Source organism: Kitasatospora sp. NPDC017646 (genome assembly GCF_044329365.1).
Taxonomy (GTDB): Bacteria; Actinomycetota; Actinomycetes; order Streptomycetales; family Streptomycetaceae; genus Kitasatospora.
Map to the genome: position 1 here is coordinate 234,248 of NZ_JBIRJC010000011.1, position 21,499 is coordinate 255,746.

The window sequence follows — 21,499 nt, forward strand, 5'->3', positions numbered from 1 at the left end:
CAGCGGTTGCGTCCCGGCTCACAGAGACGCCGGAGGGTCCCCCGCCCGTGGGCGGGGGACCCTCCGATGAAGTCCGGGTGGACCTGCCGGTTACAGACCGACCTCGCGCATCAGCTGGCCGACCTCCGGGTTGGTCAGGCGGCGCAGCCAGCCCGACTTCTGGTCGCCGAGCGCGATCGGACCGAAGTGGGTGCGCACCAGCTTCTCGACCGGGAAGCCGACCTCGGACAGCATCCGGCGGACGATGTGCTTGCGGCCCTCGTGCAGGGTCACCTCGACCAGGTAGTTCTTGCCGACGTTGGAGACCACCTTGAAGCTGTCGGCGCGGGCGTAGCCGTCCTCCAGCTCGACGCCCTGGGCCAGCTGCTTGCCCAGGTCCCGCGGGATGGGGCCCTGGATGGCGGCCAGGTAGGTCTTGGTCACGCCGTACTTGGGGTGGGTGAGGCGGTGGGCCAGCTCGCCGTGGTTGGTGAGCAGGATGATGCCCTCGGTCTCGGTGTCCAGCCGGCCGACGTGGAACAGCCGGGTCTCCCGGTTGGTCACGTAGTCGCCCAGGCACTGGCGCCCGTCCGGGTCCTCCATGGTGGAGACCACGCCGGCCGGCTTGTTGAGCGCGAAGAACAGGTAGGACTGGGTGGCGACGGTCAGGCCGTCCACCTTGATCTCGTCCTTCTGCGGGTCGACCCGCTTGCCCTGCTCGGTGACCTGCTTGCCGTTGACCTCGACCCGGCCCTGCTCGATCAGCTCCTCGCAGGCGCGGCGGCTGCCGATGCCGGCCCGGGCCAGCACCTTCTGCAGGCGCTCGCCCTCGGGCTCGCCGAAGGTCTTGGGGAGCTTGACGGCCGGCTTGTCGTGCCGGGCGAGGACGGCGTCCTCGATCTTGGCCTGCAGCTCGCGCGAGCGCTGCGGCTGGCGGCGCGGGTCGCCCGGGGCGCCCTGGCCCTCCCGGCGCGGACGCGGGGCCGGGCCGGGGCGCCGGCCGGCGAAGCCGCCGCGCGCCGGGGTGGCGTTCGGGCCGCCGCCGTACTCGGGGCGGTCGTACCTGCGCTCCTCGGGCCGCAGCGGGCGGTCCGGGTAGCGGCGGTCGTCGCGCCGGTCGTCGCGCCGGTCGTCCCGGCGGCCGCCGTCCCGCCCGTACGAGCCTCCGCGCGAGCCCGAACCCGAGCCCGAGCCGCCGCCGCCGTACGATCCGCCGCGACCGCTGCCGCCGCCGTACGAGCCGCCGCGCGAGCCCGACCCCGAGCCGCCGCGACCGCTGCCGCCGCCGTAGGAGCCGCCCCGGCCCCCGCCCTGTCCGCCGCGACCGCTGCCGCCGCCGCTGCCGTTCCTGCCGTTGCCACTGCTACGCATCAAAGTGTCCGTACGTCGTTCCGTCTGGGATGTGCGGTCGGTCGTCTCGGCCGACCTCACCTCCCCTACCGATCGTGCGTTGCCCGACCGGCCTCGCCACTACCGTCCGCGGCCTCCACGGCAGCGGCGGCGACCGCCTCCGCGATCATCGTGCCCTCCAGGGACTCCGCTTCCACGTCGTCGACCTCGGGCAGGAAGGGAGCGAGCTCCGGCAGCTCGTCCAAGCCGCGGAGCCCCATCCGTTCCAGGAAGTAGTTCGTCGTCCGATACAGGATCGCACCTGTTTCGGGCTCGGATCCGGCCTCTTCCACCAGTCCTCGCTGTACCAGGGTACGCATCACGCCGTCACAGTTCACACCGCGGACGGCGGAAACCCGGGATCTGGACACCGGCTGCCGGTAGGCGACCACCGCCAGGGTCTCCAACGCGGCCTGGGTCAGCCGGGCCTGCTGGCCGTCCAGCAGGAAGCGGTCGACGACTGCGGCGCAGGTGTCCCGGCTGTAAAACCGCCAGCCGCCGGCCACCAGCCGCAGGTCGAATCCGCGTCCCTGGGCGGCGTACTCGGCGGCCAGCTCACGCAGCGCCCGTGCCACCTCGGTCCTCGGCCGCTCCAGCACCCCGGCCAGCCGTTCCTCGGCGACCGGCTCGTCGACGACCATCAGGACCGCCTCCAGCTCGGCCTTCAGCCCCGGCCCGGAGGGCTCCTCGGGCGCACCGGAAGTAGACGGAGCCGTCTTCTGGTGGACCACCCGGGAATCGCCCTGCGCCTGGTCCGCCGGCACCGCGGGCTCCGGCAGCAGCTCGAAGGCCGGCTCCAGCCACTCCTCGGCCCGCGGCTGCCCCGGCACCCCGAGCGGGCGCCGCACCGGCCGCCCGCCGTCGTTCGCGCCACTCATCGCCGCCCGCCCTCCTCCCGGGACCGTTCCGGCCCACCCGCCGGCCGGTCGAACTCGTCGGTCACCTCGACCGCGCCCCGGCCCTCCTCGGCCACCCAGCGCACCCGCAGCTCGCCGAGGGCCTCCGGCTGCTCGAAGGCCAGCACCCGCTCCCGGTACAGCTCCAGCAGCGCCAGGAACCGGGCGACCACCACCAGGGCGTCCGGAGCGTCGGCGACCAGCTGCTGGAAGGAGGCCTCGCCGAGCCCGGTGAGCAGCCCGACCACCAGGGAGGCCTGCTCGCGCACGCTGACCGGCGGGGTGTGGATGTGGTCCACGTACACCACCGGCTCGGGCTTGGGCTCCATGGCCTTGGCCGCCAGCTGGGCGAGCCGCTCCGGCCCGACGGTGATGACCACCTCGGGCAACAGCTCCGCGTGCCGGGGCTCCAGCCCGACGGTCCGGGGCCGCCGCAGCAGCTCGGCCGCCCAGCGCTCGCCGAACAGGGCCGCCGCCCGCTTGTACGCCCGGTACTGCAACAGCCGCGCGAACAGCAGGTCACGCGCCTCCAGCAGGGCCAGGTCCGCCTCGTCCTCGACCTCGGCCACCGGCAGCAGCCGGGCGGCCTTGAGGTCGAGCAGGGTGGCGGCCACCACCAGGAACTCGGTCGCCGCGTCCAGGTCCCAGTCCGGGCCCATCGCGCGGATGTGCGCCAGGAACTCGTCCGTCACGGTGGCCAGCGCCACCTCGGTGACGTCCAGCTTGTGCTTGGCGATCAGGCCGAGCAGCAGGTCGAAGGGGCCCTCGAAGTTGTCCAGCCGTACCCGGAAGCCGCCCCGCGACTCCTCCTCGGTGGCGTTCACGGCGCTGGCGGCTGGTTCGACGGTGCTCGGCATGACGGTCCATCTTCACCCGCCCGCGCCGCCCGGCCCGCCCCGGGCCCCGCCGACACGCCGCCCGCGCGGCACACCGCGACGGCCGCGGCCGTCCGGCCCGCCGCCGTCGGCGCGCTACCGGCCGCGCAGCCGCCGGACCAGGATCGAGGCCTCGCCGCGCTGCTCCAGGTCCGCCAGGACGACCGCGATGGCCTCCCGGACGATCCGCCCGCGGTCCACCGCGAGGCCGTGCTCGCCGCGCAGCACCAGCCGGGTGTGCTCCAGGTCCATGAGCTCCTCGGCGGACACGTACACGGTGATCTTCTCGTCGTGCCGCTCGCGCCCGCTCGGGCGGCGCGGCGCGCGGCCGCGCGGCCGGGCGCGTCCGGCGGCGGCCTGTTCCTCGGCGGGGCCCGCGTGGGTACGGCCCGCCGGCGCCGCGGCGGCACCGCGGCCGCCGGTCACGGTCTTCCCGACCTGCGCTTCGCCCGGCGCCGTGCCCTGGCCCCCGGCCGTCCGCTGGACGGGCGGCTGCCCGGGCGGGGGCACCGCGACGGCCGACTGCTGGCCCTGCGGCATCCGCCGGTCGTCCTGGGCGGACTCGGCCCCCTCGGCGCCGTCCGTGCCGTTGACGGTCCGCGCGGTCTCCGGTCTGGATGCCTCGGCGGCCGGACGCGGCGCGAGGGACGGCGACAGCGCCATCCCGCCGGTGGTCCGGAACAGCTCGTCGGCACCCGGGAGACTCACTCGGCGGGGCGGCACCGGTCGAGCACCTCCCTGGCGAGCTGGCGGTAGGCGGCGGCACCGACCGAGTTGGTGGCGTACGTCGTGATGGGCTCGCCGGCGACGGTGGTCTCCGGGAAGCGCACGGTCCGCCCGATGACGGTGTGGAAGACGTGCTCGCCGAACGCCTCGACGACCCGCGCCAGCACCTCACGGCTGTGCACGGTGCGCGAGTCGTACATGGTGGCGAGGATGCCGTCCAGGCGCAGTTCGGGGTTGAGCCGCTCGCAGACCTTCTCGATGGTCTCGGTCAGCAGCGCGACACCGCGCAGCGCGAAGAACTCGCACTCCAGCGGGACGATCACGCTGTGAGCGGCCGTCAGCGCATTGACCGTCAGCAGGCCCAGCGAGGGCTGGCAGTCGATGATGACGTAGTCGTAGTCCGGCAGCAGCGGCTTCAGGGCGCGCGCCAGCGCGGACTCCCGGGCCACCTCGCTGACCAGCTGCACCTCGGCGGCGGAGAGGTCGATGTTGGAGGGCAGCAGGTCCATGCCGGGAACGGCGGTCTTGAGGAGCACCTCATCGGCCGTCAGGCCCCGCTCCATGAGCAGGTTGTAGACGGTGACGTCGAGCTCCATCGGGTTGACGCCCAGGCCGACCGAGAGCGCGCCCTGCGGGTCGAAGTCGACGAGCAGCACCCGGCGGCCGTACTCGGCCAGCGCCGCGCCCAGGTTGATGGTCGACGTGGTCTTGCCGACGCCGCCCTTCTGGTTGCACATGGCGATGATCTGGGCGGGGCCGTGCTCGGCGACCGGCGCGGGGATGGGGAAGTACGGCAGCGGGCGGCCGGTCGGGCCGACCCGCTCGCGGCGCTGCCGCGCGGCGTCGGGGGCCAGCGTGGCGGCGTACTCCGGGTCCGGCTCGTACTCGGCGTCCGGGTCGTCGTAGGCGCCGTAGGCGAACTCCCCGTAGGCCAGGCCGTAGGCCGCCAAGTCGGCGTCGTGGTCGGTCACCGTGGTCACCTGCGCTGTGTTCTGGCGTGCTTCGAAGGTACGGAGTGCGACCGAGCCGACCTCGGCCGAACCCACGGAGGGCTGCCGGGCCCCGGGCTCCTCACTCGGCTGGCCGGCGGTGAGCTCCGCCAGTCCTGGCTGACCACCCCCGGGAGCAATTGTCGACTCATTCACAAGTCGTCTTACCTCCTTGGGGATCCAGGACTCTATGTCGATTCGTCAGCGTGGCAGCATGCCGACGGTTTGCGACTCTAGGCCGTTCAAGGCGTTCGCAGCAACACAATCCACGGTAGTGGGCACGATGTGTCGACTATCGGGCGGGCTGCTGTCAAGGGATGAGCGGGCTTATGACCCTAACGTTTCTGCGGGCCGTTGCGGGTCGGGTGACACGACCGGTGGAAATTGACGACAGAGCGACCCGCCCGGTCCACCCGGTGTTCACGGGCACGGCGAAGCCCCCGACCCGAACGGATCGGGTCGGGGGCGAACGACCGCCGTGCGGTCAGGGAGTTCAGGCGAGCACGCTCTCCAGCGCGACCGACTCCAGGCCGAAGGCCTCGGCCACGGCCGGGAAGGTGATCTGGCCCTCGTGGACGTTCAGGCCCTTGGCGAGCGCCGGGTCGCGGCGCAGCGCCTCCTTCCAGCCACGGTTGGCCAGCTCCAGCACGTACGGCAGGGTGGCGTTGGTCAGCGCGTAGGTGGAGGTGTTCGGGACGGCGCCCGGCATGTTGGCCACGCAGTAGAAGACCGAGTTGTGGACCGGGAAGGTCGGGTCGTCGTGCGTGGTCGGGCGCGAGTCCTCGAAGCAGCCGCCCTGGTCGATGGCGATGTCGACCAGCACGGAGCCCGGCTTCATCCGGGAGACCAGCTCGTTGGTGACCAGCTTCGGGGCCTTGGCGCCCGGGATCAGCACCGCGCCGATGACCAGGTCGGCGTCCAGGACGGCCTTCTCCAGCTCGAACGAGTTGGACATGATGGCCTTGATCTTGGTGCCGAAGATGCGGTCGGCCTCGCGCAGCTTGTTGATGTCGCGGTCCAGCAGGGTCACGTCGTAGCCCATGCCGATGGCGATGGTGGCCGCGTGCCAGCCGGAGACGCCACCGCCGATGACGACGGCCTTGGCCGGGTGGGTGCCGGGCACGCCACCGGGCAGCACGCCGCGGCCGCCGGCCGGACGCATCAGGTGGTACGAGCCGACCTGCGGGGCCAGGCGGCCCGCGACCTCGGACATCGGGGCGAGCAGCGGCAGCGCGCCGTTGCCCAGCTGCACGGTCTCGTACGCGATCGCGGTGGTGCCCGAGGCGACCAGCGCGTCGGTACCGGCCCGGTCGGCCGCCAGGTGCAGGTACGTGAAGAGGGTCTGGCCCTTCCGCAGCCGGTGGTACTCGGAGGCGATGGGCTCCTTGACCTTCAGCAGCAGGTCGGCGGTGGCCCACACCTCGTCGGCGGTGGGGAGGATGGTGGCGCCGGCGGCCACGTACTCCTCGTTCGGGATCGAGGAGCCGAGACCGGCGTTGTCCTCGATGTAGACCTCGTGTCCGTTGCGGACCAGCTCATGCACGCCGGCGGGCGTGATGGCCACGCGGTACTCGTGGTTCTTGACCTCGCGGGGGATGCCGACCTTCACGGCTAAACACGTCCTCTTGCCATGGGGGTCCCGACCGGAGAAGACCGGTGGGCGACGCGCACGTGGGGAAGCCTCCGGGCAGGCCGGGGCAGGGGATCGCTGCGCGACTGAGTTCGAGTGTAATGAAGCCCAGGCGGCGTGTCAGCCTTCCAAATCGAATAATTTCGCCGAACACATTGGCAGGTTCGTAGGCTTCCACAGGAACTTGGCTGCCATAAGCGCTCCAACCGGGCACTTTCGACGATACCTCCGAAACCGTCCTCACCACCCGCCGTCGACGCGTTCCCGCAGGTCCGCGAGAGCCGCCCCGACGGCCTCCCGGCCCCGCTCGTCGCCGATCCGGCGCAGCACCGCGAGGGCGGCCCGGTACTCCCGGTCGGCCTCGTCGAACCGGCGCTGGGCGGTGTGCGCCTCGGCCACCCGGGCCAACAGCCGGGCCTCCGCCGCGTGGTCCCCGAGCGACTGCCGCAGGCCGAGCGCCCGCCCGTACCAGTCGGCGGCGCGCACCGCGTCGCCGAGGGCCCGGTGGCAGCCCGCCGCGCCCTCCAGGGCCCGGGCGCAGAGCGGTTCGTCCCCGACCGTACGGGCGTGTTCCAGGGCGGACCGGTAGTGCGCCGCGGCCTGCTCCCAGCGGCCCGCCGCCGCCTGGAGGTCGCCCAGGTTGAGCAGTGCGGCCGAGGCCCGGCGGGGGCGGGCCTTGCGCTCGGCGACGGTGAGCACCAGCTCGTGCAGCCGGTAGAGGTCGGCGGGGGCGGCCGCGCCGGTCAACGGGAGCGCCCGCAGCAGCGCGGTGACCAGCCGGCCGGCCGAGCCGTCCAGGTCGCCCTGCCCGATCGCGTCGGCCACCGCGCCGAGCAGCAGTTCCCGCTCGCCGAGCAGCCAGTCGCGGGCGTGCTCGGGCGAGCGCAGCCGCAGCGCGGCCGGCAGCGGGTCGGGGGCCGCGCCGTCGGCCGGGTCGAGCAGGGCGCGGGCCGACTCGGTGAGCCGGACCAGCCGCTCCAGCAGCCGGGCCCGGGCGAGTTCGGTCTCGGCGGGCCGGTCCTCCTGCTCGCGCAGCCGGACCAGCCGGGGGTAGAGCCGCCCGGGCACCCGGTAGCGCGGGGTGCCGTCGACGGCCGGCGCCTCCTCGCCGAGCAGCTCCCGCTCGGCGAGCGCGGCCAGCGTCGCGGCGGCCTCCGGCACCGGGCAGCCGACCAGGGCGGAGGCGGTGCGGGGGTCGGCGGTCTGCGCCGGGGCCAGGGTGAGGGTGCGCAGCATCCGCGCCTGGGCGGCGGACAGCCCCCGGTACAGCAGGGTGAACGCGCCCAGCAGCGGGTCGTTGTCGGGGACGGGCACCGGCTCCGCGGGCTCCGGCCCGGGCTTCACCCAGCTCGCCGGATCGCCCGCCGGTTCGGGCACGGCCGACTCGGCGGCGGGGGCGGCCCCAGCGGCCCTCCCCTCCTCCTCCTTCTTCTCCCGGGGCTTCTGCCGCGCCGACCGGGCGGACTTCCCGGCCGTCGCGGACCCGGCCCCTTCCTCCCCCGGATTCCCGGACTCCGACTGCTCCCCCACCACCCGGTCGAGCGCGCGTGCCGCCTCCGTGACCGCGATCTTGGGGTCGCCGCGCAGCCAGCCCGCCATGAGCCGCAGTGCGGCGGGCCGGGCGGCGCAGGCCTCGGCGAGGTCGGCCGCGCCGACCGGGTCGCAGGAGATCCGGGTGCCGCCCACCAGGTCGGCCAGCAGTTCCGCGGAGGCCTGCCGGTCCAGCCCGCCGAGGATCACCGGGTCGATGTCCTCGATCCCGGTGAGCGGCCCGGCCGTGGTGGCGATCACCAGGCAGCCGGGTTCGTCGGCGATCAGCGGCCACACCTGTCCGGCGTCCCGAACGTCGTCCAGCACCAGCAGCACCTTGAGCCCCGCCAGCGCCTCCCGCAGCGCCACGCAGCCGGGCTCGTCCCGCCCGTCCTCGACCACCCCGGGCAGCGGCACGGCGGCCTGCGGATCGAGCTGCTCCAGCAGCAGCCGGGCGGCCCGGCCGGGCGGCACCCGCCCGCCGTCCGGGGCGGAGAGCCGGGTGAACAGCACGCCGTCCGGGTACTCGGCGGCGACGGTCCGGGCGTAGCGGGCGGCGAGCGCGGTACGGCCCGAGCCGGGCCGCCCGGCCAGCACCAGGACGGGGCAGCGGCCGCTGACCCGACGGGTGGCGCCCGCCCGCAACGCGGCCAGCTCGGCGCGCCGCCCGGCGAACAGCGCGGGTCCGGCCGGCAGCCGCTCGAGCCCCGGGACGGCGCTCGAGGGCACGTCGGGGCCGGGGTCCATCGTCGCCGTCTTCCTCGCCACCCGTGCCACTCCCGACGTCGTCCCCGTGCTCAGTGCCCGGCGCAAAAAAGCGGGCGGCCCGGGACGGGCGCCCTGTCTGCGAAGCGTAGTTCGACCGTCCGGCTGATCCGAGGTGACATCCGGTCGTACGAACCGGCAAATCACCCCAAGGAATCAAGCCCGGTCGCCCGCGAACGCATCCGGGACCGGTGGGGCGCTCAGGCCTCGAAGGGCCGGGCCGGCCACGGCGCGTCCGGGCGGCGCAGCCCGTCCAGGCCGTCCGGGGAGGTCAGTGCGGCGTGCACGGCGAGGGTGCCGGTGACCAGGGTCGGGTTGTGCAGCTGGCCGGCGTGGATCCGCCGGATCAGTTCCGGCACCGGCACCCAGGCGACCTCGATCTCCTGCTCCTCGCCCTCGGCCGCGTAGCGCTCGCCGTCGGCGTCCGACAGGTCGGTCGCCAGGAACATCCGCAGCGCCTCGTCGGTGCCGCCCGGGGAGGTGTAGTAGTCGACGAGGATCCGCCAGGTGTCGGCCTTGCAGTGGGCCTCCTCGTACAGCTCGCGCTGGGCGGCGTGCCACGGGTTCTCGCCGGGCACGTCGAGCAGGCCGGCCGGCAGCTCCCACAGCCGCTGGCGGACCGGGTGGCGGTACTGGCGCAGCACCAGCACGCGCTGCTCGTCGTCCAGGGCGAGCACGGAGACCGAGCCGGGGTGGGTCTGGTAGTCGCGCCGGGCCCAGCTGCCGTCGGGCATCCGGACCTCCTCGCTGCGCACACCGGTGACCTTGCCCTGGAACGGTGTCTCGCTGCCCCGGACCTCCCACTCCTCCGCCGTGTCGGCGATCACCACGTCGCGCTGCTCGTCCATCGCTCTCCCCTTTTCGTCAGTACGACACAATCTAACGCCGAACGGCGGCCCCGCGGGAATCGCGGGGCCGCCGTCGGGTGAACGACCGGGGCCGAGGAGAGGACGACTACTCGGCGGTCGCGGTCTTGATCTCGATGGCCGCCTTGACCAGGCCCGCGAACAGCGGGTGCGGGCGGGTCGGGCGGGACTTCAGCTCCGGGTGGGCCTGGGTGGCCACCAGATACGGGTGCACCTCGCGCGGGTACTCGACGTACTCGACGAGGTCGCCCTTGGGCGAGAGGCCGGAGAACTGCAGGCCGGTCTTCTCCAGGTCCGCGCGGTAGGCGTTGTTGACCTCGTAGCGGTGGCGGTGGCGCTCCTCGACGTACTGCTCGCCGCCGTAGACCTCGCGGACGATCGAGCCCTCGGCGAGCTTGGCCGGGTACAGGCCCAGGCGCATGGTGCCGCCCAGGTCGCCCTTGCCGTCGACGATGGCCAGCTGCTCGGCCATGGTGGAGACGACCGGGTGCTTGGCGGCGGCGTCGAACTCGGTGGAGTTGGCCTCGGGCAGGCCTGCCAGGTTGCGGGCGGCCTCGATGACCACGCACTGCAGGCCCAGGCACAGGCCCAGCAGCGGGATCCTGTTCTCCCGGGCGTAGGTGATGGCGCCGACCTTGCCGTTGACGCCGCGGTCGCCGAACCCGCCCGGGATGCAGATCGCGTCGACGTCGCCGAGCTGCGCCTGGGCGCCCTCGGCCGTCTCGCAGTCGTCCGAGGTGACCCACTTGATCTCGACCCGGGCGTTGTTGGCGAAGCCGCCGGCGCGCAGCGCCTCGGTCACCGACAGGTAGGCGTCCGGCAGGTCGATGTACTTGCCGACCAGGGCGACCTTGACGATGTGCTGCGGCTCGTGCACGCGGCGCAGCAGGTCGTCCCAGGTGGTCCAGTCCACGTCGCGGAACGGCAGGTCGAGGCGGCGCACCACGTAGGCGTCCAGGCCCTCGCCGTGCAGCACCTTGGGGATGTCGTAGATCGACTTGGCGTCGATGGCCGCGACCACGGCCTCCTCGTCCACGTCGCACATCAGCGAGATCTTGCGCTTGATCGCCTGCGGGACCTCGCGGTCGGCGCGCAGCACGATCGCGTCGGGCTGGATGCCGATGTTGCGCAGCGCGGCGACGGAGTGCTGGGTGGGCTTGGTCTTGAGCTCGCCCGAGGGGCCGATGTACGGCAGCAGGGAGACGTGCACGAAGAACACGTTGTCCCGGCCGACCTCGTGGCGGACCTGGCGGACGGCCTCCAGGAACGGCAGCGACTCGATGTCACCGACGGTGCCGCCGACCTCGGTGATCACCACGTCGACGTCCTCGGTCGCCATCCGGCGGATCCGGGACTTGATCTCGTTGGTGATGTGCGGGATGACCTGGACCGTGTCGCCCAGGTACTCGCCGCGGCGCTCCTTGGCGATGACCGTCGAGTACACCTGGCCGGTGGTGACGTTCGCGGAGCCGTGCAGGTTGGTGTCGAGGAAGCGCTCGTAGTGACCGATGTCGAGGTCGGTCTCGGCGCCGTCGTCGGTGACGAAGACCTCACCGTGCTGGAACGGGTTCATGGTGCCCGGGTCCACGTTGAGGTACGGGTCCAGCTTCTGCATCGTCACGCGCAGGCCGCGGGCCTTGAGCAGCGCGCCGAGGCTGGAGGCGGTCAGCCCCTTGCCGAGCGAAGAGGCGACACCCCCGGTGACGAAGAGGTGCTTGGTCGTCACGGCGCGGCCGTTCGCTGCCTTGCCGGAATGGGGCTGTGCCAAGAGGGGGCTCCCGTGGGTCGCGTGTCGAAGGTGACGTGGGCGGGAGGCTCGCGGCTCGCCGGACGACCGAGGCCGGCGAGTGCTCGGCGCTCGTAGGGTCGTCGGTTCGGCTGGTCCGGGGCGTTTGATCCCGCCGGTCCACGGGATACCAGGGTATCAGTGACCTGACCGGGACGCCTTTCGGCCCGCGCGCGGCACTCCGGGAGCGTACGCCCGGCGTACCCCCGGCGCATCATGAGCCGCACGAGTCACACCGGTCGCACCACCTGCCGGACCGGGCCAGCCACGGCGCTCCGGTCGGGCCATGCCCGCCCCTCCGTTACGGCCACCCGGAGCTGATCCTTCCGGACCATCCTGCGCCGCGCCTCCGCGATGCACGGCATTTCCGCCGAATTGCGGCGCCACACGAGGCTGCGCCCGCGTGCTTCGCCCCTTTCGTCCGTCGTAAGCTGCACGGACGCATCGCGACAGCACGAGCACGCGGAGGGCGTGGGAGCGTCAGGACACTCCCGGTCCCCGATGCGCGACCGGACCTCCCCGTAATCCAGCTCCTCCCCACCCACCCACAGGGGCTCGACCGAGCCCCGCGCGGACACTCCAGCAAGGCCCACCACCACCCCCCGGCGGGCCGGACGTCCCGGGGTGAACCTCCGGCCCCGCAGACCGCTCGCTCCCTGGTTCGCCGATGCCATGACCACATTGCGAACTGGAGATCCACGTGGCCGGCCGTATCGAGGACTACGCACTCATCGGGGACATGCAGACCGCTGCCCTGGTCAGCAGGGACGGGGCGGTGGACTGGCTCTGCCTCCCCCGCTTCGACTCGCCGGCCGTGTTCGCCGGCCTGCTCGGCACCGATGAACACGGCTTCTGGCGGATCGGCCCGGCCGAGGCCGTGGTGACCGAGCTCCCCGCCCCGGCCGCCGCGGCCCCCACCAGCGGCCGCGTCCGCATCGCCACCCCGGGCGACCTGCGCGTGCCCCCGCCGACCGTCGCCGCCCCCGCCCTGCCCGCCGACCGTCGCCGCTACCGGGGCGACTCGCTGATCCTGGAGCAGGAGTGGGACGCCCAGGGCGGCACCGTCCGGGTGATCGACTTCATGCCGCCCCGCCCGCTGGCCGGCCGGGACGCCGTCCCCCAGGTGATCCGGATCGTCGAGGGCGTGGCCGGCGCCGTCCGGATGCGCTCCGCGCTGCGGATGCGGTTCTCGTACGGCCGGATCGTCCCCTGGGTGCACCGGGTCGAGCAGGCCGACGGCGGCCACCGCACCGTCGCCATGGCCGGCCCCGACTCGGTCTGGCTGGACGGTGAGGCCGAGACCTACGGCCGTGACCTCACCACCTACGCCGACTTCACCGTCCGGGCCGGCGAGCGGATCGCCTTCGCCCTCACCTGGCAGGCATCCCACCTGGACGCCCCGGCCGTCCCGGACGCCGAGGCGATGCTCGACGCCACCGCCGACTTCTGGCACGACTGGGCCGACCAGTGCACCTACCAGGGCCCCTACCGCGAGGCCGTGATCCGCTCGCTGATCACCCTCAAGGGGCTCACCTACGCCCCCACCGGCGGCATCGTCGCCGCCCCCACCACCTCCCTGCCCGAGGACATCGGCGGCGAGCGCAACTGGGACTACCGCTACACCTGGCTGCGCGACGCCGCGATCACCCTCTCCTCGCTGCTGCGCACCGGCTACCGCGAGGAGGCCAAGGCCTGGCGCGAGTGGCTGCTGCGGGCCGTCGCCGGGGACCCGGAGAACCTGCAGATCATGTACGGCATCGCCGGCGAGCGGGAGCTCAACGAGACCTCACTGGACTGGCTGCCCGGCTACGAGGGCTCCCAGCCCGTCCGGGTCGGCAACGGCGCCGCCGGGCAGCTCCAGCTCGACGTCTACGGCGAGGTGGTGGAGGCCCTGCACCTGGCCCACATGACCGGCCTGGTCCGCAACGACCACGCCCACCACCTCCAGCTGCGCCTGATCGAGTACCTGGAGGACCACTGGCAGAACCCGGACGAGGGCATCTGGGAAGTCCGCGGCCCGCGCCGGCACTTCGTCCACTCCAAGGTGATGGCCTGGGTCGCCGTCGACCGCACCATCAAGCTGCTGGAGCAGACCCCCGAGGACGCCCCCGCCGACGACCACCTGGAGCGCTGGCGCGAGCTGCGCGACACCATCCACCGGGACGTCTGCGAGAAGGGCTACGACCCCGAGCGCAACACCTTCACCCAGTACTACGGCGGCCAGGAGCTGGACGCCTCGCTGTTGCTCATCCCCCAGGTGGGCTTCCTCCCGCCGGACGACAAGCGGGTGATCGGCACCATCGAGGCGATCCAGCGCGAACTGTCCACCGAGGACGGCTTCGTGCTGCGCTACCCGACCCACGACGAGTCCGGGAACAACGTCGACGGGCTGTCCGGCCACGAGGGCGCCTTCCTGGCCTGCTCGTTCTGGCTGGCCGACGACCTCGCCATGATCGGCCGGGTGCAGGAGGCCCGCGAACTGTTCGACCGGCTGCTGTCGCTGCGCAACGACCTCGGGCTCCTCGCCGAGGAGTGGGACCCGCGGCTCAAGCGCCAGGTCGGCAACTTCCCGCAGGCCTTCAGCCACGTCCCGCTGATCGACACCGCCCTGCGGCTGACCGCCTGCGGCGCCGCCTACCTGTCGGCCCAGCCGGACGGCCCGGCCGCCGACCGGGTCGAGCAGGCGACGGTCTGAGACACCTCAGCCGCGCTGGACCAGCTCGTCGTAGGTGCTGAGCACCTGGGCGACGGTGGCGGCCTCGTCCGGCCAGGTCTCGGCCTGCTGCCGGCCGGCCGCCACCAGCCGCTCGCGGCGGGCCGGGTCGGCCAGCAGCTCGCGCACGGCCCGGCCGAGCGCCGCCGGGTCGCCCGGCGCCACCAGTACGGCGGCGTCACCGACCAGTTCGGGGATGCCGCCGACGGCGGTGGCGACCACCGGCACGCCGGCCCGCATCGCCTCCTGGACCACCAGCGAACGGGCCTCCCAGCGGCTGGAGACCGCCACCACGTCGGCGGCGGCCAACAGGTCGGGCACGTCGGTGCGGTGGCCGAGCAGCCGCACCGGCAGCTTCTCGGCGGCCACCCGCTCGCGCAGCCGTCCCGCCTCCGGGCCGTCCCCGGCGAGCAGCAGCAGCGGCTCCGGGTCCAGCGCGGACAGCTCGCCGGTGGCGTCCAGCAGCAGTCCGAAGGCCTTCTGCGGGACGAGCCGGCCGACCGCCAGCACCAGCGGGCGGTCCGGGCCGTCGCCGAGCAGCGCGGCGCGCGCCTCGGCCCGGCCGAGCCGGCCCTCGGGCATCGGCGGCGCGGCCACCGGGCCCAGCCGGGCATCGGTGGCGCCCAGTTCGCGGGCCCGGGCGACCAGGTCGGAGGAGGCGCCGAGGACGAGGTCGGCGGCGCGCGCCACCCGGCGCTCCATCAGCCGTTGCAGGCGCCGCTCCACGCCGGTGGTCAGCAGCGCGTGGTGCGAGGTGACCACCAGCGGGGTCTCCGGGCGCAGGCCCGGGAAGCGGCCGGCGGTGCGCAGCGCGAGGTCGGACAGCAGCCCGGCCCGCAGCCCGTGGGCGTGCACCACGTCCGCGCCGGTGAAGGCCCGGCGCAGCTCGCCGATCGCGGTGGCGTCGCTGCGGGCGCCCGCGGTGGGGGTGATGTCGACCGTGTGGAACCGCGCGCCCGTGCGGGAGAAGCCGAACAGCGCGTCCGTACCGGCCGGTGCGCAGACCGTCACGATCACCCCGTGCGCGACCAGGCCCTGCGCCAGGGAACGCACGTGCGCACCGATGCCGCCGGTGCTGGCGGCCAGGACGAGTACCACGTGCAGCTGCCCCGGTTCCGGGGCGGCCGCGGTGGCCCGGGCAGCGGAATGGTCCACGTCGTCTCGCATCCGACTCGATCAGGTTCGCGCGCCGCTTCGCGAGGGTTGCCCGCCGGGCGGCGCTCGGGACTGGAAAGCCAGTGTCCAGCCGCCACCATGCCAGGTCGGCGGCCCTCTTGGACAGTCGGCGCCACGGGGGGCGCGCCGTCGTCCTGCGGTGGGGGCCGCCGTCCTCGCCCTACCGGTGGCGGGGGGCCCGGGCGGCGGCCAGCAGCTCCTCGGCGTGGGCGCGGCCCAGCTCCGAGTCCTCCAGGCCGGCCAGCATCCGGGAGAGTTCGCGCACCCGCTCCTCGTCGTTCAACACCTTGACGCCGGAACGGGTCACGGTGCCGTCGTTGGTCTTCTCGACCACCAGGTGCCGGTCCGCGAACGCGGCGACCTGCGGGAGGTGGGTGACCACCACGACCTGGGCCGTTTCGGCCAGTTTGGCCAGTCGGCGGCCGATCTCGACCGCAGCCTTACCGCCGACGCCCGCGTCCACCTCGTCGAACAGGTAGGTGGGGACGGGGTCGGCACCCGCGAAGACCACCTCGACGGCCAGCATCACCCGGGACAGCTCGCCGCCCGAGGCGCCCTTGGCGATCGGGCGCGGCTGGGCGCCGGGGTGCGGGGCGAGCAGCACCTCGACCTCGTCCACGCCGTGCGGTCCGTACGCGACGGTGCGGCCGTCCACCTCGATCCCGGCCAGGTCGTCCACCCGGGTGATCGAGAAGGTCACCCGGGCGTGGGGCATGGCCAGTTCGGCGAGTTCCGCGGAGACGGCCTCGGCGAAGCGCCCGGCCGCGGCCTGCCGGGCGGCCGACACCTCCGCCGCCAGCTCGGCCAACTCGGCCCGCAGCTCGGTCTCCTGGGCGCCGAGCTGGTCGATCCGCTCGTCGTCGCCGTCGAGTTCGGCGAGCCGGGTGGAGCCGGCCTCGGCCCAGGCGATCACCTCGGCGAGGGTGTTCTCCTCGCCCCCGTACTTGCGCAGCAGCTGGGCCAGCACGGCCCGGCGGTCCTCGACCGCAGCCAGTCGCACCGGATCGGCGTCCAGGTCGTCGGCGTAGCCGGCCAGGTCCCCGGCGACGTCGGCCAGCAGGTAGCCGACCTCGTTCAGCCGGTCGGCCAGCGCGGCGAGGCGCTCGTCGTGGTGGCGCACGGCGTCCAGGGCGCGCCGGGACTGGGCGAGCAGGGTGCCCGCGTCCAGCGCCTCCGGGTCGGCCGGGTCGCCGGCCAGGGCGGTGTGGGCGAGGGTCGCCGCGGAGGACAGCGCGTCGGCGTGGCCGAGCCGCTCGGCCTCGGCGGCCAGCTCGACGTCCTCGCCGGCCACCGGCTCGGCGGCGGCGATCTCGTCCAGGCCGAAGCGGAGCAGGTCGGCCTCCTGGGCGCGCTCGCGGGCCCGGGTGGTCAGCTCCTCCAGGGTGGCCGAGACCTCGCGCAGGACGCGGTAGGTCTCCCGGTACCGGGCCAGCGGCTCGGCCACCGACTCGCCCGCGTAGCGGTCCAGCGCGCCGCGCTGGCGGGCCGGGCGCAGCAGCCGCTGCTGGTCGGTCTGGCCGTGCACGGCGATCAGGTCCTCGCCGAGCTCGGTGAGCAGCCCGACCGGGACGGCCCGCCCGCCGACGTACGCCCGGGAGCGTCCCTCGGCGGAGACGGTGCGGCTGACCAGCAGGGCGCCGTCGTCCAGTTCGGCCCCGGCCTCGACGGCGCGCGCCGCCACCGGGGAGTCGGCGGGCAGTTCCAGCCGGCCCTCCACCACGGCGCGCCCGGCGCCGTGCCGTACCAGGCCGGGGTCGGCGCGCCCGCCGAGCAGCAGGCCGAGGCTGGTCACGACCATGGTCTTGCCGGCGCCGGTCTCACCGGTCACGGCGGTGAAGCCGGGGGCCAGCTCCACCACCGCGTCGTCGATGACCCCAAGATCCCGTATCCGCATCTCGTCCAACACGGAGACGACCTTACGAGGTTCCGCCCCCGGAGCGCGACGAGCGGCAACGGCGCGCGGCAACTCGGGGCCGCCGAGTTCACCCCTTCCGGGAGGTTTGGGCGGCGGTGGGCACCGTGCACCACGGCAGGAAGACCTGCACCAGCGGGCCGATGAGCAGCGCGTACACGACCGTGCCGACCCCGGCGGTGCCGCCGAGCAGGAGTCCGGCGGCCAGCACGGTCAGCTCGATGCCGGTGCGGATCAGCCGCAGCGAACGCCCGGTGCGCCGGTGCAGGCCGGTCATCAGGCCGTCGCGCGGGCCGGGGCCCAGGCGCGCGCCGATGTAGAGGCCCGAGGCCAGGCCGTTGAGCACCACCGCGGCGGCCATCAACGCCACCCGGGCGGGCAGGCCGTGCGGGGCGCCCACCAGCCCCAGGGTGAGGTCCATCGCCGCACCGATCATCAGCACGTTGGCGACGGTGCCCACCCCGGGGCGCTGGCGCAGCGGGATCCACAGCAGCAGGACGAGGGCGCCGCAGATCGTCACCCAGGCGCCGACGGTGAGGCCGAGCACCCGTTGCAGGCCCTGGTGGAAGACGTCCCAGGGGTCGAGGCCGAGGCCGGAGCGGAGCATCAGCGCCATGCTCATCCCGTACAGGATGAGGCCGACGGCCAGCTGCGGGAGGCGCCGGCCCAGCGCGTGGGTGTCGCCGAGGACCCGGACGGCGAGGCCCGCCCGGGCGGGCGACGGAACGGCTGTGGGCGTGGCGGCGGTCGTGGTGGCCAATGTTGCTCCTGCGGGTGGTGCCGCACCCCGGGGCGGCCCCGGCGGTGGCGGCTCGACGGCCGCCCTGCCATGATGAACAGGCCAATGCAGCCCCCGACAGGGCCAATCCCGAGCAAGTGGACTGAACGAGGGGCACCATGGCCGACTGGCACACCACCGTCACCCCGCCCGCACTGGCCCGGCTTCTCGCCACCGCCCGGCTCCCCGAACCGGCCGCGGCGCGCCGCCCCGCGTACCGCACCCTCGCCGGGCAGATCCGGCTGCTGGTCACCGAGGGCCGGCTGCCGGTCGGCGCCCGGCTGCCCGCCGAGCGCGAACTCGCCTCCGCCCTGGACCTCAGCCGCACCACCGTCGCCACCGCGTACGAGACCCTGCGCGGCGACGGCTACCTGCGCAGCCGCCGCGGCGCCGGCAGCTGGACCTCGCTGCCCGAGGGCGCCCCGCCGCCCAGCGACGCGCTGCACCCCGTCCCGCCGGACGAGCAGGGGCGGATCCTGGACCTCGGCGTCGCCGCCCTGCCCGCCCCGGAACCCTGGTTCGGCCGGGCCGCCGCCCGAGCCGTCGAACTGCTGCCGCACTACGCCGCCGGGCACGGCCACTACCCCACCGGCGTCCCGGTGCTGCGCGAGGCCGTCGCCCGCCGCTACACCGAGCGCGGACTGCCCACCACCCCCGACCAGATCCTGGTCACCACCGGCGCGATGGGCGGCCTGCACCTGGTCCAGCGGGTCCTGGTCGGCCGCGGCGACCGGGTTGCCGTCGAGGCCCCCAGCTACGCCCACACCCTCCAGGCACTGCGCCTCACCGGGGCCCGCCTGGTGCCGGTCCCGTACGGCGCCTCCGGGTACGGGCGAGCGGACGGGTGCCAGTGGGACCTGGAGGAGTGGCAGCGGGTGCTGCGCGGCGCCGCCCCCAAGGTCTCGTACGTCATCCCGGACTTCCACAACCCCACCGGCACGCTGATCGACGAGGAGCAGCGCCGCCGGCTGCTGGCCGCCGCCCGGGCCGCCGGGAGCATCGTGCTGGTGGACGAGACCACCGCCGAACTCGGCTGGGGGGTCCCGGAGTCCATGCCGCTGCCGCGTCCGATGGCGGCCCTGGACCGCTCCGCACAGGTGGTCACCGTCGGCTCGGCCGGCAAGCTGCTCTGGGGCGGCCTGCGGATCGGCTGGGTCCGGGCCGCGCCCGCGCTCGTCCGGCGGCTGGCCACCGAGCGGGTCTACAGCGACGTCGGCACCCCGGTGCTCGACCAGCTGATCGCCGCCGAACTGCTGGGCGAGCCGCTGCGGGCCGTCCGCGCCCACCAGCTGGACCGACTGCGGGCCACCGCCCACGCCTTCGCCGCCGCTCTCTCCGATCAGCTGCCGGACTGGGGCTTCCCGCTGCCGCCCGGCGGCCTCTCGCTCTGGGTCTCCACCGGCGGCGTGTCCGGCGCGGCGCTGGCCCGGGCAGGGGAACCCGCCGGGGTCCGGATCGCGGCCGGCAACCGTTTCGGCTCGGACGGCGCCTTCGAACACCACGTCCGGCTGCCGCTCACCGTGCCCGCCGCGGCCGTCCCCGCGGCCGTCGAACGGCTGGCCGCGGTGGCCGCCCGCGCGACGGCGGGCGGCCGGTGGGGCCCGGCCGACGAGGGCCAGGCGCTGGCGGTCTGACGCTGCGTCAGACCCATCGGATCAGCAGGACTGGTTCGACCGCCCGCGCCAACCCGTCACCGGGAGCGCGAACTTGGCCACCAGCCGGTCGGTGAACGGCGCCCGGTGCAGCCGGGCCAGCCGTACCGGCGTCTGCCCCCGGCGCACCTCCACCCGTGCCCCGGCGGGCAGTTCGACCGAACGCCGCCCGTCGCACCAGAGCACCCCGTGCGGGGTCTTGGGCTGCACCTCGACGGCCAGCACCGAGTCCGGTGAGGTCACCAGTGGCCGGGCGAACAGCGCGTGCGCGGAGATCGGCACCATCAGCAGCGCCTCCACCTCCGGCCACACCACCGGCCCGCCACCGGAGAACGCGTACGCGGTCGAGCCGGTCGGCGTCGCGCAAACCACCCCGTCGCAGCCGAAGTTGGAGACCGGGCGGCCGTCCACCTCGGTCACCACCTCCAACATCCGTTCCCGGGACGCCTTCTCGATCGACGCCTCGTTCAACGCCCAGTCCTGGTGCACCACATCGCCGTTGGTCCGGACGATGACGTCGAGCGTCATCCGCTCCTCGACCTCGTACTCGGCGTCGACCACCCGCTCGACCACCACGGCCAGGTCGTCCCGCTCGGCCTCGGCCAGGAAGCCGACACGGCCGAGGTTGATGCCCAGCATCGGCAGCCCGTGCGAGCGTGCCAACTCCGCGCCGCGCAGCAGCGTCCCGTCGCCGCCGGCGACCAGGATCAGCTCGCAGCCGTCCGCCGCGCCCGGCCCCTCGGCGACCTTCTCGACCCCCTCCGGCAGGTCGAGGTCCACCGCCTCGGCCTCCAGCAGCCTGATCCGGAGCCCCGCCTTCAGCAGCCCGTGCACCAGGCCCTCGACGCTGCGCAGCGCCGCCTCCCGGCCGGTGTGCGCGATCAGGAAGACCGTACGTTCTTCATCGCTCATGCCGCTGCCCTCTCCCTACGCCTGCCGGGTCGCCCTTGGCCCGGTGCGGCCGCGCCACCCAGCATGACGGGCCGGACGCTCGCAGAGCACCCTACCGGGGCCCTTCCGCCACGGCCCGGTCCGCCTCCGCGGGGTCCAGCCGGGGGGCGTCCCGGCGCATCCAGAGGAAGTACTCGACGTTCCCGGACGGCCCCGGCAGCGGACTCGCGGTGACCGCGCGCACGCCCAGCCCCAGCTCCCACGCCTGCTCGGCCACCCGGCGCACCATCTCGGCACGCAGCTCCGGGCTGCGCACCACCCCTCCGCTGCCGAGGCGCTCCTTGCCGATCTCGAACTGCGGCTTGACCATCAGCACCAGGTCCGCGTCCTCGGCCGCGCAGCCGGCCAGCGCCGGCAGCACCAGGCCCAGCGAGATGAAGGACAGGTCGCCGACCACCAGGTCGACGGGGGTGCCGCCGATCATCTCCCGGGTCAGTTCGCGGACGTTGGTGCGGTCCATGACCGTGACCCGCTCGTCGCTCTGCAGCGACCAGGCGAGCTGCCCGTAGCCGACGTCCACCGCCAGCACGTGGGCGGCCCCGGCCCGCAGCAGCACGTCCGTGAACCCACCGGTGGAGGCGCCCGCGTCCAGCGCCCGGCGGCCCTCGACCACCAGGCCCTGCGGCACGAAGGCCGCGAACGCCCCGGCGAGCTTGTGCCCGCCGCGCGAGACGTAGTCGGGGTCGTTCTCGTCCTTGGCCACCACGACCGCCGCCGAGGTCTCCACCTGGGTGGCCGGCTTGGTCGCGGTGGTGCCGCCGACGGTCACCCGACCGGCCGCGATCAGCTCGGACGCGTGCTCACGCGATCGGGCCAGCTTGCGGCGGACCAGCTCCGCGTCGAGTCGGCGTCGTGCCACTGCCACTGGTGCTTCAGCTCCTACGGG

General features: G+C 74.3%; 16 protein-coding genes. 2 read left to right on the top strand and 14 right to left on the bottom strand.

Annotated features, from left to right (window positions below; all coding sequences use genetic code 11):
* Positions 1-90 precede the first annotated feature (90 nt).
* The 9 genes from ACH4J0_RS19890 to ACH4J0_RS19930 form a co-directional block, all read right to left on the bottom strand.
* Entirely contained in the window at positions 91-1,350 is a 1,260-nt protein-coding gene (locus ACH4J0_RS19890; RefSeq protein WP_396241785.1) for a pseudouridine synthase, read from the bottom strand.
* Between the two features lie 65 nt (positions 1,351-1,415).
* The gene (locus tag ACH4J0_RS19895; protein WP_396241837.1) at positions 1,416-2,009 is read right to left on the bottom strand and encodes an SMC-Scp complex subunit ScpB; all 594 of its coding nucleotides are present in this window, start codon (positions 2,007-2,009) and stop codon (positions 1,416-1,418) included.
* 233 nt (positions 2,010-2,242) lie between these two features.
* Positions 2,243-3,121: a segregation and condensation protein A gene (locus tag ACH4J0_RS19900; RefSeq protein ID WP_396241787.1), complete on the bottom strand. Its 879-nt coding sequence runs from the start codon at positions 3,119-3,121 to the stop codon at positions 2,243-2,245.
* A 114-nt stretch (positions 3,122-3,235) separates the two neighbouring features.
* Positions 3,236-3,847 carry a hypothetical protein gene (locus tag ACH4J0_RS19905; RefSeq protein WP_396241789.1) on the bottom strand — a complete coding sequence of 204 codons (612 nt, stop codon included), beginning with the start codon at positions 3,845-3,847 and terminating at the stop codon, positions 3,236-3,238.
* Positions 3,844-4,911: a ParA family protein gene (locus ACH4J0_RS19910; RefSeq protein ID WP_030245868.1), complete on the bottom strand. Its 1,068-nt coding sequence runs from the start codon at positions 4,909-4,911 to the stop codon at positions 3,844-3,846. Before ACH4J0_RS19910 ends, ACH4J0_RS19905 begins: the two co-directional genes overlap by 4 nt.
* A gap of 436 nt (positions 4,912-5,347) precedes the next feature.
* Positions 5,348-6,463 (bottom strand): alanine dehydrogenase, encoded by a 1,116-nt coding sequence (gene ald, locus ACH4J0_RS19915; RefSeq protein ID WP_396241791.1) that lies wholly within the window; start codon positions 6,461-6,463, stop codon positions 5,348-5,350.
* 261 nt (positions 6,464-6,724) lie between these two features.
* Entirely contained in the window at positions 6,725-8,782 is a 2,058-nt protein-coding gene (locus ACH4J0_RS19920; protein ID WP_396241793.1) for a tetratricopeptide repeat protein, read from the bottom strand.
* Between the two features lie 197 nt (positions 8,783-8,979).
* Positions 8,980-9,627 carry an NUDIX domain-containing protein gene (locus ACH4J0_RS19925; protein ID WP_396241795.1) on the bottom strand — a complete coding sequence of 216 codons (648 nt, stop codon included), beginning with the start codon at positions 9,625-9,627 and terminating at the stop codon, positions 8,980-8,982.
* Positions 9,628-9,733: 106 nt separating this feature from the next.
* On the bottom strand, positions 9,734-11,413 hold the full coding sequence (locus ACH4J0_RS19930; RefSeq protein WP_396241797.1) for a CTP synthase: 1,680 nt from the start codon (positions 11,411-11,413) through the stop codon (positions 9,734-9,736).
* A 718-nt stretch (positions 11,414-12,131) separates the two neighbouring features.
* On the opposite strand from ACH4J0_RS19930, the gene ACH4J0_RS19935 reads away from it, so the two are divergent.
* Positions 12,132-14,126: a glycoside hydrolase family 15 protein gene (locus ACH4J0_RS19935; RefSeq protein ID WP_396241799.1), complete on the top strand. Its 1,995-nt coding sequence runs from the start codon at positions 12,132-12,134 to the stop codon at positions 14,124-14,126.
* 6 nt (positions 14,127-14,132) lie between these two features.
* Here ACH4J0_RS19935 and ACH4J0_RS19940 read toward each other — a convergent pair whose 3' ends face one another.
* The 3 genes from ACH4J0_RS19940 to ACH4J0_RS19950 form a co-directional block, all read right to left on the bottom strand.
* Entirely contained in the window at positions 14,133-15,299 is a 1,167-nt protein-coding gene (locus tag ACH4J0_RS19940) for a glycosyltransferase family 4 protein (RefSeq protein WP_396241801.1), read from the bottom strand.
* Positions 15,300-15,480: 181 nt separating this feature from the next.
* Positions 15,481-17,214, bottom strand: a complete 1,734-nt coding sequence (gene recN, locus ACH4J0_RS19945; protein WP_396241839.1) for a DNA repair protein RecN — start codon at positions 17,212-17,214, stop codon at positions 15,481-15,483.
* Positions 17,215-17,302: 88 nt separating this feature from the next.
* Positions 17,303-17,992, bottom strand: coding sequence for a YitT family protein (locus ACH4J0_RS19950; RefSeq protein ID WP_396241803.1), 690 nt, complete (start codon positions 17,990-17,992; stop codon positions 17,303-17,305).
* Between the two features lie 137 nt (positions 17,993-18,129).
* Here ACH4J0_RS19950 and ACH4J0_RS19955 point away from each other — a divergent pair, with 137 nt between their 5' ends.
* Entirely contained in the window at positions 18,130-19,644 is a 1,515-nt protein-coding gene (locus ACH4J0_RS19955; RefSeq protein ID WP_396241805.1) for a PLP-dependent aminotransferase family protein, read from the top strand.
* Between the two features lie 21 nt (positions 19,645-19,665).
* Here the strand turns inward: ACH4J0_RS19955 and ACH4J0_RS19960 are convergent, their stop codons facing one another.
* Together ACH4J0_RS19960 and ACH4J0_RS19965 are read right to left on the bottom strand one after the other, a co-directional pair.
* Positions 19,666-20,574: an NAD kinase gene (locus ACH4J0_RS19960; protein WP_396241807.1), complete on the bottom strand. Its 909-nt coding sequence runs from the start codon at positions 20,572-20,574 to the stop codon at positions 19,666-19,668.
* 91 nt (positions 20,575-20,665) lie between these two features.
* A complete protein-coding gene (locus tag ACH4J0_RS19965) occupies positions 20,666-21,472 on the bottom strand; it encodes a TlyA family RNA methyltransferase (RefSeq protein WP_396241841.1) in 807 nt (268 codons plus the stop codon).
* Positions 21,473-21,499: the final 27 nt, after the last annotated feature.

Excerpts from the sequence above, each read along its gene's own strand:
- ACH4J0_RS19900 (WP_396241787.1), bottom strand. The coding sequence starts at position 3,121 with ATGCCGAGCACCGTCGAACCAGCCGCCAGCGCCGTGAACGCCACCGAG.
- ACH4J0_RS19925 (WP_396241795.1), bottom strand. The coding sequence starts at position 9,627 with ATGGACGAGCAGCGCGACGTGGTGATCGCCGACACGGCGGAGGAGTGG.
- ACH4J0_RS19955 (WP_396241805.1), top strand. The coding sequence starts at position 18,130 with ATGGCCGACTGGCACACCACCGTCACCCCGCCCGCACTGGCCCGGCTT.
- ACH4J0_RS19895 (WP_396241837.1), bottom strand. The coding sequence starts at position 2,009 with ATGGTCGTCGACGAGCCGGTCGCCGAGGAACGGCTGGCCGGGGTGCTG.
- ACH4J0_RS19890 (WP_396241785.1), bottom strand. The coding sequence starts at position 1,350 with ATGCGTAGCAGTGGCAACGGCAGGAACGGCAGCGGCGGCGGCAGCGGT.
- recN (WP_396241839.1), bottom strand. The coding sequence starts at position 17,214 with ATGCGGATACGGGATCTTGGGGTCATCGACGACGCGGTGGTGGAGCTG.
- ACH4J0_RS19960 (WP_396241807.1), bottom strand. The coding sequence starts at position 20,574 with ATGAGCGATGAAGAACGTACGGTCTTCCTGATCGCGCACACCGGCCGG.